Annotated in this window: 9 protein-coding genes; 5 read left to right on the top strand and 4 right to left on the bottom strand. The window is 42.9% G+C overall.

The features are described 5' to 3' along the window. Nucleotides 1-401: 401 nt before the first annotated feature. Together WKU26_RS12165 and WKU26_RS12160 are read right to left on the bottom strand one after the other, a co-directional pair. Nucleotides 402-1,742 carry an MFS transporter gene (locus WKU26_RS12165; RefSeq protein ID WP_340322227.1) on the bottom strand — a complete coding sequence of 447 codons (1,341 nt, stop codon included), beginning with the start codon at nt 1,740-1,742 and terminating at the stop codon, nt 402-404. 697 nt (nt 1,743-2,439) lie between these two features. Beyond that, complete coding sequence (locus WKU26_RS12160) at nt 2,440-3,093, bottom strand: HAD family hydrolase (RefSeq protein WP_340322226.1); 654 nt, start codon at nt 3,091-3,093, stop codon at nt 2,440-2,442. Between the two features lie 66 nt (nt 3,094-3,159). On the opposite strand from WKU26_RS12160, the gene WKU26_RS12155 reads away from it, so the two are divergent. The 4 genes from WKU26_RS12155 to WKU26_RS12140 all read left to right on the top strand — a co-directional run bounded on the left by WKU26_RS12155 (nt 3,160) and on the right by WKU26_RS12140 (nt 7,168). Beyond that, nucleotides 3,160-3,663, top strand: a complete 504-nt coding sequence (locus tag WKU26_RS12155) for a nitroreductase family protein (RefSeq protein WP_269877836.1) — start codon at nt 3,160-3,162, stop codon at nt 3,661-3,663. 123 nt (nt 3,664-3,786) lie between these two features. After that, complete coding sequence (locus WKU26_RS12150) at nt 3,787-4,044, top strand: OadG family protein (protein ID WP_340322225.1); 258 nt, start codon at nt 3,787-3,789, stop codon at nt 4,042-4,044. A 30-nt stretch (nt 4,045-4,074) separates the two neighbouring features. Next, nucleotides 4,075-5,931 carry a biotin/lipoyl-containing protein gene (locus WKU26_RS12145; RefSeq protein WP_340322224.1) on the top strand — a complete coding sequence of 619 codons (1,857 nt, stop codon included), beginning with the start codon at nt 4,075-4,077 and terminating at the stop codon, nt 5,929-5,931. A 1-nt stretch (nt 5,932) separates the two neighbouring features. Next, the gene (locus WKU26_RS12140; RefSeq protein WP_340322223.1) at nt 5,933-7,168 is read left to right on the top strand and encodes a sodium ion-translocating decarboxylase subunit beta; all 1,236 of its coding nucleotides are present in this window, start codon (nt 5,933-5,935) and stop codon (nt 7,166-7,168) included. A 284-nt stretch (nt 7,169-7,452) separates the two neighbouring features. Here the strand turns inward: WKU26_RS12140 and rfbB are convergent, their stop codons facing one another. Beyond that, nucleotides 7,453-8,592: a dTDP-glucose 4,6-dehydratase gene (rfbB, locus tag WKU26_RS12135; RefSeq protein ID WP_338158857.1), complete on the bottom strand. Its 1,140-nt coding sequence runs from the start codon at nt 8,590-8,592 to the stop codon at nt 7,453-7,455. 62 nt (nt 8,593-8,654) lie between these two features. Continuing rightward, nucleotides 8,655-9,146 carry a metallophosphoesterase family protein gene (locus WKU26_RS12130; protein WP_340322222.1) on the bottom strand — a complete coding sequence of 164 codons (492 nt, stop codon included), beginning with the start codon at nt 9,144-9,146 and terminating at the stop codon, nt 8,655-8,657. Nucleotides 9,147-9,207: 61 nt separating this feature from the next. Here WKU26_RS12130 and WKU26_RS12125 point away from each other — a divergent pair. After that, nucleotides 9,208-11,255, top strand: a 2,048-nt coding sequence (locus WKU26_RS12125) for an RNA degradosome polyphosphate kinase (RefSeq protein ID WP_340322221.1), incomplete at its 3' end; no start/stop codon positions are given.

The raw sequence follows: 11,255 nt of genomic DNA, 5'->3' as shown, positions 1-11,255 counted from the left end.
AGGGACATTTACTGAATATCCCAGAGATAGAATAATAAATTCTGTGATTGATGTTGTAATTAGATGCCTCCAATAAAAACGGCTCATCCATGCCAATTATTAAAGTTGATGTTTTACGAAAAGGTAGTTCATTAGAAACATCATAACGGCTATTGTTATAATCTGCAGTAGCAACTGCTTCTTATTGTCGAATGCAAGATTCTCAATTTTCTTCAAACGTTACTGCTATACAGAAATAATATCTCTAAGCTATTCCTTTTTTAGGTTAGGATAATCCAACCAAACATGCAAAGCAAATACTTGCAGATAACGGCAAGACGCATAACGGATGGTCTCAGAAACCATTCATTATGCGTCATTCCTTTTCAGAACATGTTCAGTGAACGTTTACTGAACAGATATCACTTTCCGCTTTTGGTTGCCTTGGCATATATAATAAGTGCAACAGCCGAAATGGTGCCAATACCGGTAAACCAATACCAAATGTAATGGGCATTGACAGCAGCAGCTTTCCATGCTTCTACAGAATCATATAATGCAGGATCCGGACAATATGCAGTTAGAAGAATACCTGACAAACCGAATCCTATGATTGATGCAAGGAATGAATGCAAATGACTGAATCCCAAATAGAGTCCCTCTTCACCTTTCGGAGCCTGTAATGAAAAGAATTCCATATATCGCGGAGAGATGAAACATTCAGCAAGGGCCTGAACTGCTATACCAGCAATCATCATCACTGTAATAGGATGCATACCGAAAATATCACCTTCAAACATATTTCCCGTAGCCATGATTAATGCGGAAAGTGGGATAAGAAACATTCCGACTGCCATGGAAGTCAACGCCTTGCGCTTTGCCATAAACTGAGTGATTATATTTACGAAAATTACTACCACAAAAGGGTTTACATTGGCTATCCAGCCCGGTTTCGCTGTCTCACCCGCCATACGGATTACATATTTAGGCATAGTGGCATACATCTGGTGTTGGATCATCCAGAAGCCAGTTACGATAAGTATCAACAGCAACAGACGGCCATTGGTGAACACCTTTCCAAGTCCGCGGAATACTTCTGCCATACTCTTTCCTTGACCGGAAGTATTTGTGGAATGGAAGAAGAAGAAAATAGTAAGCAGAGCCAGGAAACACAATGTAGCCGAGAAGAAATTGATATAAATATAAGCCTCATCGCCTACTACCGAACGCATAGGATCGATAAAACATTTACCTGTAAAAGCGCCTATGTTTACCATCATATAGAAAATGGAATATCCGCGGGCACGTGTTTCCGAAGTTGTTTCTCTTGCCACTGATGCAGAAATGATTGACTTGATAAACGAACCGCCAATGACAAGTATTATCATTACCGGAACAATAAGCAGACGCATATTGCTGGTCTCAAGTCCTGTAAAATGAGTTTTTTCACCATACTCTACCAATCCTGCCGATTCTAGCATTACAGGAAGCATACCCAATCCCAGATAGCCGATAGTGAGCAAAGTGAAGGCAATAAGAATAGCCTTACGATAGCCTATCTTGTCGGCAAAAGCTCCGGTGAACATGGGCAAGAAATAAAGTCCTCCAGAGAACAAGCCGGAAATCAGACTCGCTTCAATATCATTGAAGCCTAATGTGTTTGAAAGATAAAGTGTAATTACAATAAAGATGGCATAATAGGCCATACGCTCAAAAAGTTCCGACAGGTTGGCTGTCCAAAACGCACGAGAGAATTTTGTCATCAATTAAATAAATATTATAGGTTAAAAAATAAGAATTTTCAGAAGATAGTCTTATTAAACGATGTTTGGGTAAGTCCTGCCAATCTGAAACTGTGTTGCCGAAAGGTATTTCCAACAATAGATATCATCAGAAGGAAACCGAATATTATATTCTCCAGACATACGAATAATCCTCCAGATATTATCCTGATAATAGTCAACAATATGTTCATGATAATAAAGATTTATAAGTTAATAATCAGTCTTTTTACAGTTTTATTTCTTGCTATATTTCAGGTACATAAGAACAGCGAACCTATTACTTCCGGTCATAACACAGATATCATTGTTTAAAAAGACAACGACAAACTTGTCATGAAGCTACGGGGTGAAAACGTGCTCATATGTACAATAGAAGTTATTGCAATCAATAAGGACTATCAAAAATATTCTGTTGCAAAGATATCAATAGTAAGGCAAACTATAAACATTAATAAACAGAAATACCCTATAAGATAGTGGAAAAGGCTCTGGGCGTCGTTTTTATTTCGGTATCCATATCAAATGTTCCGACTGCTTCAACCGAAAAAACGCTCTACTGAACGGTAAGGAATAGACATTATTTAATTCAATACAAGGAATCCATATAATATTCAATGATATCAATCAGCAATATTATATGAATCCCTTGTATTTTTTACTTTCTGTTCTCTTCTTTTTATTTCTCCAGAAAGTGCAGAATATCTTCAGCCTGTTCGGCGATGAGGCTTGGGTTATAGGCCTCCAGTTCGGTGCGTGGGCGGAAGCCCCAGCATACGCCGATGGTAGTAACTCCTGCATTGGCTCCGGTCTGCATATCTACCGAAGAGTCGCCAATGTAGACAACTTCATTTCTTTCAACTCCTGCTTTTTCCATGATTTCGTATACAACCTGTGGGTCCGGCTTGGCTGGAATGTTTTCCCGCTGCCCCAATATTGCAAGGAAATTGATACGTGGAAAGTATTGTTTAATCAGTTTCTGAGTTGCTTCGTGGTATTTGTTCGAGGCAACAGCCAGCATATATCCTTTTTCCTGAAGTGTTTCCAGCAAATTTTCAATGCCCGGATAAGGGCGACTTAAATCGGCATTATGTTCGTTGTAATAAGGTACGAACAGCGAACGTATCTTCAGTACATTCTCTTTGCTTCGGGCCCCTTCGGGTAAAGCACGTTCGAAAAGTTTGTTGATGCCGTTTCCTACAAAGAAACGATAAGCATCTGTATCGTGTGTGGGATATCCGCATGCTTGTAGAGCATAATTAGTAGCGGCAGCCAGGTCGGCGATAGTATTGAGTAAGGTACCGTCCAAGTCGAAAATAACTAATTTCTTCATATCTTATCTTGTTTAGTTGTTGCAAAGGTACGATATTTGCATCAATAACCTCAAATTATTATTGATATGGATTTTCTCGATTTAGTAAAAACACGCTATTCTGTTCGCAGCTACGAGCAAAAGGAAATTGAATCTTCCAAGTTGGATTACATCATGGAGTGTGTACGTCTGGCTCCTTCGGCTGTCAATTACCAGCCCTGGAAGTTTGCGATAATTACCGAACCGGAACGTCTGGCTGCTCTAAAAACAGCTTATTCCCGCGAATGGATACAGACTGCTCCCTGCATTATTGTAGCATGTGCAGACCATACACAGTCGTGGCATCGTAAAGTAGATAATAAAGACCATGCTGATGTTGACTTGTCTATAGCTATAGAGCATTTGTGTCTGGCTGCCGCAGAACAGGGATTAGGAACTTGCTGGGTGTGCAACTTCGATGTAGATACCTGTAGAAAGGTCATGCAGTTACCATCCCATATCGAGCCGATAGCACTGATTCCAATCGGTTATCCTTCGGAACAGGCCATACCGGAAAAGAAACGTAAAACCTTGGAAGAGATTATGCTATAATATTCTGTTATATTTTTAACGAGATTTAGTTATAGATTATAATTAAAATTCCGTACTTTTGGCGCGTCCTTCAGTTTGCTGTGAAACTGAAGGGCGCGTTGTTATATATTAATTAATACAAACATGGAAAACATTGGAACAGGATTAATGCTGATGGTAGTTGGTATGGCTACAGTCTTTTTAATTCTTCTTATTGTGATCTGGATCAGTCAGTTCTTGATTACGGTAGTCAACAAAGTGGCTCCCGAAGAAGAACCCAAGAAGAAACCTGTCACATCAGGAGCCTCTTCGGATGCAGGAACTATGGATGCCATTAAGGCTGCTGTAGATATTCTGACTGCCGGAAAAGGTCAGGTCATCAAAATTGAAAAATTGCATTAATCAGAAAAAAGAAAAACACATGTATCTGTCATGGAAAGAGAAGTAAAATTTAGTTTGGTCTTTCGTGATATGTGGCAAAGTGCCGGAAAATATGTACCGCGTGTAGACCAGTTGACAAAGGTGGCCCCAGCCATTATTGAAATGGGGTGTTTTGCCCGCGTAGAAACAAACGGGGGTGGTTTCGAACAAGTTAATTTGCTGTTTGGTGAAAATCCGAATAAAGCTGTCCGGGAGTGGACAAAACCTTTTCACGAAGCCGGTATTCAGACACACATGCTCGACCGTGCACTGAACGGATTACGTATGAGCCCGGTTCCAGCCGATGTCCGCAAATTGTTCTATAAAGTCAAAAAAGCACAGGGTACCGATATTACCCGTACTTTCTGCGGATTGAACGATGTCCGCAACATTATCCCTTCTATCGGCTATGCTCACGATGCCGGAATGATTTCACAATGCTGTCTTTGTATCACTTATTCTCCTGTACATACCGTAGAGTATTACCTCGATATGGCCAAGAAGCTGATTGAGGCCGGTTGCGATGAAATCTGTATCAAGGATATGGCCGGTATCGGTCGTCCGGCGTTCCTGGGAAAAGTAGTAGCCGGTATCAAGCAGATTAAAAAGGATATCGTGATTCAGTATCACTCTCATGCAGGTCCGGGCTTTAATATGGCTTCTATTCTTGAGGTATGTAAGGCCGGTTGCGATTATGTAGATGTAGGTATGGAACCGCTGTCCTGGGGTACAGGACATGCCGATGTCATCAGTGTACAGGCTATGTTGAAAGATGCCGGTTTCAAGGTTCCGGAAATCAATATGCAGGCTTACATGAAAGTCCGTTCCATGATTCAGGAATTTATGGACGATTTCCTGGGACTTTACATTAGTCCGAAGAACCGTTTGATGAACTCGTTGCTGATTGCTCCCGGATTGCCCGGTGGTATGATGGGAAGTTTAATGGCCGACCTGGAAACCAATCTTGAATCTATCAACAAATATAAGGCAAAACGCAATCTGCCGTTTATGACACAAGACGAGTTGCTCATCAAGCTGTTCGATGAAGTAGCTTATGTATGGCCTCGTGTAGGTTATCCGTGTCTGGTAACTCCTTTCAGTCAGTATGTCAAGAACCTGGCTATGATGAATGTCATTCAGATGGAAAAAGGCAAGGAACGCTGGGGTATGATAGCCGACGATATCTGGGATATGATTCTGGGTAAGGCAGGACAATTGCCTGGCAAACTTGCTCCCGAAATTGTAGAGAAGGCAGAACGCGAAGGACGTAAGTTCTTTACCGGAAATCCGCAGGATAATTACCCGGACCAGCTGGAGAAATATCGCCAGATGATGTGGGAAAAGAAATGGGAAACAGGAGAGGACGACGAAGAACTCTTCGAATATGCCATGCATCCGGCACAGTACGAAGCCTATAAGAGCGGAAAGGCTAAGGCCGACTTCCTGGAAGATGTAAAGAAACGCCGTGCCGAAAAAGAAGAAGTACATATGGCAAACGAACCGACCAAGGTACTGACTGTCGATGTCAACGGACAGGCTTATCGTGTGACAGTAGCCTTCGGTGATGTAAATCCGGCTACATTGGCTGCAGCACAGCCGGCAGCAGGCGATACTTCGGCTGCCGTTCATGCCGGTGAAGGCAAAGAAATCACTTCTCCTCTGGAAGGTAAGTTCTTCCTGACCAAGAGCGCTCAGGAAACTCCTTTGAAAGTAGGCGATAAGGTAGAGAAGGGAGATGTAGTTTGTTATGTAGAAGCAATGAAAACTTATAATGCCATTCGTGCAGAGTTCAGCGGAACGGTGACAGCTATTTGTGTCAACTCCGGTGATGCGGTCTCTGAAGACGATGTTTTAATGAAGATTCTGTAATATGGAAGAGATATTTGCAAAATTGTATGATATGACTGCGTTCAGCAACATTGTGGCTGATCCGCGTTTCCTCATCATGTATGCCATTGCTTTCATATTGCTCTATCTGGGAATTAAAAAACAATATGAACCGTTGTTGCTTGTACCGATTGCTTTCGGGGTATTGCTGGCCAATTTCCCCGGAGGAGATATGGGCGTGATACAGGCCGACGAGAACGGTATGGTCATGGTGGATGGAGTAATGAAGAACATTTGGGAAATGCCTTTGCATGAAATTGCACACGAGCTGGGACTGATGAACTTCATTTATTATATGTTGATTAAAACCGGCTTCCTGCCGCCGATTATTTTTATGGGTGTAGGTGCGCTGACCGACTTTGGTCCGATGTTGCGTAACCTCCGCTTGTCTATCTTTGGAGCTGCTGCTCAGTTGGGTATTTTTGCCGTATTGCTGGTAGCAATTCTGATGGGATTCACTCCGAAAGAAGCTGCTTCATTGGGTATCATCGGAGGTGCCGATGGTCCGACAGCTATCTTTACTACTATTAAGCTGGCTCCTCATTTGTTGGGTCCTATCGCTATTGCGGCTTATTCGTACATGGCGCTGGTTCCGGTTATTGTGCCTTTGGTAGTACGTATCTGGTGTACGAAGAAGGAACTTTCCATTAATATGAAGGAGCAGGAAAAGAAATATCCGTCGTCTACCGAAATCAAGAACTTGCGGGTACTGAAGATTTTGTTCCCTATTGTGGTTACTACTATCGTGGCACTCTTTGTGCCGAGTGCAGTACCTTTGATTGGTATGCTGATGTTCGGTAACTTGGTCAAAGAAATCGGAAGCAATACTTCCCGTTTGTTTGATGCGGCTTCAAACAGCATCATGAATGCGGCAACTATCTTCCTGGGTATTTCGGTTGGAGCTACCATGACGACAGATGCTTTCCTTAACTGGACCACCATCGGTATTGTAATAGGTGGTTTCCTTGCATTTGCACTGTCTATTTCCGGAGGTATTCTGTTTGTAAAGGTATTCAATCTGTTTACCAAGAAGAAGATCAATCCGCTGATTGGAGCTACCGGATTGAGTGCCGTGCCGATGGCAAGCCGTGTGGCAAATGAGATAGCCTTGAAGTACGACCCGAAGAACCATGTCTTGCAGTATTGTATGGCAAGTAATATTTCGGGTGTAATCGGTTCGGCTGTAGCTGCCGGTGTGCTGATTTCATTCCTGGGATAATCAATATCCGTAATATAACTAAAGGCGTAGGTCCATGAAAGTGGGTTTACGCCTTTTCCTTTTTCTTGTAAGGAATAATGCTGTGGCTGATATCGGGTTTCATTCGGCGGCGCTGTCCGTATAGTTGACGACGGAGGATATAAAAACGACGTCACCGACTGTGCAGCCGACGACGTCGTATATAATACTCTTTCAGAAATGTAAATGTATATTGTTTGTATAGAAAAGAATTTCATCTCTTATCATAAAGATGAGAAAAATGAATATTTCTTTTGAAGATTGTCTTATCTGTTTTTGTACATGTTTTCGTAATAGTTCTGATAATCGCCACTGGTTACAAGTTTTACCCATTCCTGATTGTTCAGATACCATTCGATGGTTTTTACAATGCCTTCTTCAAAGCTGGTCTCCGGCTCCCATCCCAGTTCGCGGGTAATTTTACTTGGGTCGATGGCATATCGCTGGTCGTGTCCCAAACGGTCTTTTACGAAAGTAATCAAAGAATCGTTTATCCAGTCGATAGAGATTTCTCCCTGTTCGTTGAGTTCTTTTTTCTTCAGCACCTTGCGGTATTCAGGGTACTCTGTCATCAGACGATGAATCGTAGCGATGGTCAGTTTTACGATATCAATGTTTTGCTTCTCATTGTGTCCGCCTACATTGTATATTTCACCGTTTCTTCCTTTGCAAACCACCAGGTCTATTGCTTTACAGTGATCTTCCACATACAGCCAGTCGCGTACGTTCGAACCGTTTCCGTAGACCGGCAACCGTTTTCCCTCAAGAATGTTCTTGATGACCAAAGGGATCAGTTTTTCCGGGAAATGATACGGTCCGTAGTTGTTGGAACAGCGTGTAATGGTAACCGGCATTTTATAAGTATCGTGGTAAGCCATTATAATAAGGTCTGCACTGGTCTTTGAGGCACTGTACGGACTGTGAGGACAAAGCGGTGTCTCCTCGGTGAAGTATCCCTCTGCACCCAGTGAGCCATATACCTCGTCTGTAGAAACCTGATGGAAACGTACGTCCTTTCTCCATGTAGGGTATCCGTTTTCGTCTTTTCCGGTAACCCATGCACGGCGTGCTGCATCGAGCAAGTTTTGTGTACCCAAGATATTGGTCTGCAAGAATAATTGTGGATTGTCGATGCTTCGGTCTACATGGCTTTCTGCTGCAAAATTAACGATATAGTCGAATTTGTGGTCTATAAACAACTGGTCTACCAATCCTCTGTCGCATATATTCCCCTTTACAAAAAAACAGCGTTCATTGTCTATATCTTTTACGATAGTAGCCAGATTACCGGCATAAGTCAGTGCATCCAGAACTACTACTTTGATATCGTTATGTTTTGCTAAGATATATTTTAAATAATTCGCGCCGATGAATCCGGCCGCTCCTGTAACTAAATAAGTTTTCATATTCAGTTTGTTGTATATTTTCAGGCTGCAAAGTACGGAAAGATTTTTCTAAGAAACAAGTATTATTCGCTTAATTCTATGACCTCAAGGTCCGAAAAACTTCCATTATCTATACAGAAACGTACCAGTGTACGTACTTTGTGAAAGCCGTATTTTCCTGCTGCTCCCGGGTTTATGTGCAACATACCCAAAGTCTTATCGTATTTTACCTTTAATATGTGAGAGTGTCCGCTGATGAAAAGCTTGGGAGGACGGACAAGAAGGGTACCTTGTATGGAAGGATCGTATTTTCCGGGATAACCGCCAATATGTTTCATCAGTACATCGGCTCCGTCTACCTGGAAGCGGTTGATACAGGGAAAGGCTTTTCGTATGTCCTGTCCGTCGATGTTCCCATAGACGGCGCGCACGGGGCGGAAACTTTGTAATCGTTCAATCAGTTCCATAGAGCCGATATCGCCGGCATGCCATATTTCGTCGCAAGGTTCAAAGTATTTCAGATACCGGTCGTCCCAGTAGCCGTGTGTGTCAGATAATAGTCCGATTCTTGTCATTTTTTCTTTGTTTTGTCATACAAAGGTACTATTTTTGAGAAAACCTTGAATGCTATACGTCATGGAAAAGCAATATAAGTATTTTAACCGCGATATAAGTTGGCTGTCTTTCAATTTCCGCGTCTTGCTGGAGGCCGACGACGATGATCTTCCCCTGTATGAGCGTATCAACTTTATTTCTATCTATTCGTCGAATCTCGAAGAATTTTATAAAGTACGTGTGGCAGAGCATCGGGCTGTGGCTTCGGGTGGAAAGAGCGAAGATATGACCGTGGACGAGGCACACACACTGATTCAGCAGATAGCCCGGACTGTGAATGCACAACTTGAGGAGCGCGTACGTATCTACGAGCAGAAGATTCTTCCGGCTTTGCGCCAGAATCATATTGTCTTTTATCAGTCTCGGCAGGAGGTAGAACCTTTCCACAGAGAGTTTGTGCATCGTTTCTTTATGGAGGAAGTCTTTCCTTATCTGCAACCGGTAAAGGTAGAGAAGGACAAGGTACGTATGTTTTTACGCGATAACCGTCAGTATCTGGCTGTGAGGGTGCATGAGCCCGGTAAAGAGAAAGCGGAGTATTTTATCGTGAAGATGCCTTACAGCAAGGTGCCGCGCTTTGTGGAACTTCCCAAGCAGGGGGATACGTACTATCTGATGTTTCTGGAAGATATTATCAAGGATAATCTGAAGGAAGTTTTTACCGGATATGAGGTGGATTGTAGTTTCTGCTGTAAGATTTCGCGCGATGCGGATGTGTTTGTAGACGATGTTCCGCCTGAGAATATGGTGGAGAAATTGAAGGAGAAGGTAAAGAAACGCAAGATAGGGGCTGTAGCCCGCTTTGTGTACGACCGTAAGATGCCTGCCGACTTTTTGGGCTTTCTGATGGATGTCTTTTCTATTACGGAGGAAGAACTGGTGGAGGGGGACAAGCATCTGAATCTGGAGGATCTGGCTCAGCTTCCTAATCCGAATCCCGACTTGAAGCCGATGCAGAAGCCGGTACCCATGCGTTTGCCGGGACTGGAAGAACCTCATTTCATGTACCGCAGGATTGCCCGTAAGGATTTGTTGCTGCATTATCCGTATCATAGTTTCGACCATTTTATTCATTTTCTGTACGAGGCGGTACACGATCCCATGTGTCGTGAGATTATGATTACCCAGTATCGTGTAGCAGAGCATTCGGAGGTGATTAATGCACTGATTGCAGCAGCACAGAATGGAAAACGGGTGACGGTTTTCGTGGAACTGAAAGCACGTTTTGACGAAGAAAACAATCTGGCTACAGCCGAACTGATGCGTAAGGCGGGTATTCATATCATTTTCAGTATTCCGGGCTTGAAGGTTCATGCTAAGGTAGCACTGGTTTTGAGGTATAACAAACAGGGAGAACAGATTCGGAGTTATGCTTATGTGAGTACCGGTAATTTCAATGAGAAGACTGCCAAGATTTATTCAGACATTGCTCTGTATACTTGCAACAAGACGATTGTAGAAGATATGCATCATTTGTTTCGGGTTTTGCAGAAAGAAGAAGAGGAACCTCAGTTTCATCGTTTGCTTATTGCCCGGTTCAACTTGTTGCCCGAACTGAAGAAGCGGATACATCGCGAAATTGCTTTGGCTAAAAAGGGGAAGAAAGGTCGCATTGTACTTAAGATGAATGCACTGCAGGATATAGCCATGATAGATGAACTGTATCGGGCCAGTGAGGCAGGAGTTGAGATTGATTTGATAGTAAGGGGAATCTGTTGTCTGGTTCCGGGTGAGGAATTCAGCCGTAATATACGGATTACACGTATTGTAGACAGTTTTCTGGAGCATGCACGTGTATGGTATTTTGGCAATGATGGCAATCCGTTGGTTTATATGGGTTCACCAGACTGGATGCGGAGGAACTTGTACCGGCGTATTGAGGCGGTAACTCCCGTGCTGGATAAGGATTTGAAACAGGAACTGATTGATATGCTTCGGATTCAGTTGAATGCCAACTGGAAGGCTTGTTGGGTAGACAGTCAGCTGAATAACCGGTTTAAACGTAACCCTGATGAGCCTAAGCGGCGTGCGCAATATGATTTTTATCAGTATCTGAAAACTAAGTTGCC

This window comes from Phocaeicola sp. HCN-40430 (assembly GCF_037890285.1).
Classification (GTDB): Bacteria; Bacteroidota; Bacteroidia; order Bacteroidales; family Bacteroidaceae; genus Phocaeicola; species Phocaeicola acetigenes.
The sequence above is the reverse complement of the archived record's forward strand: the minus strand, read 5'-3'. Positions and strand labels throughout refer to the sequence as shown.

Bases quoted from the DNA above. Each gene is read 5' to 3' on its own strand.
- WKU26_RS12165 (WP_340322227.1), bottom strand. From the start codon at position 1,742: ATGACAAAATTCTCTCGTGCGTTTTGGACAGCCAACCTGTCGGAACTT.
- WKU26_RS12160 (WP_340322226.1), bottom strand. From the start codon at position 3,093: ATGAAGAAATTAGTTATTTTCGACTTGGACGGTACCTTACTCAATACT.
- WKU26_RS12155 (WP_269877836.1), top strand. From the start codon at position 3,160: ATGGATTTTCTCGATTTAGTAAAAACACGCTATTCTGTTCGCAGCTAC.
- WKU26_RS12150 (WP_340322225.1), top strand. From the start codon at position 3,787: ATGGAAAACATTGGAACAGGATTAATGCTGATGGTAGTTGGTATGGCT.
- WKU26_RS12145 (WP_340322224.1), top strand. From the start codon at position 4,075: ATGGAAAGAGAAGTAAAATTTAGTTTGGTCTTTCGTGATATGTGGCAA.
- WKU26_RS12140 (WP_340322223.1), top strand. From the start codon at position 5,933: ATGGAAGAGATATTTGCAAAATTGTATGATATGACTGCGTTCAGCAAC.
- rfbB (WP_338158857.1), bottom strand. From the start codon at position 8,592: ATGAAAACTTATTTAGTTACAGGAGCGGCCGGATTCATCGGCGCGAAT.
- WKU26_RS12130 (WP_340322222.1), bottom strand. From the start codon at position 9,146: ATGACAAGAATCGGACTATTATCTGACACACACGGCTACTGGGACGAC.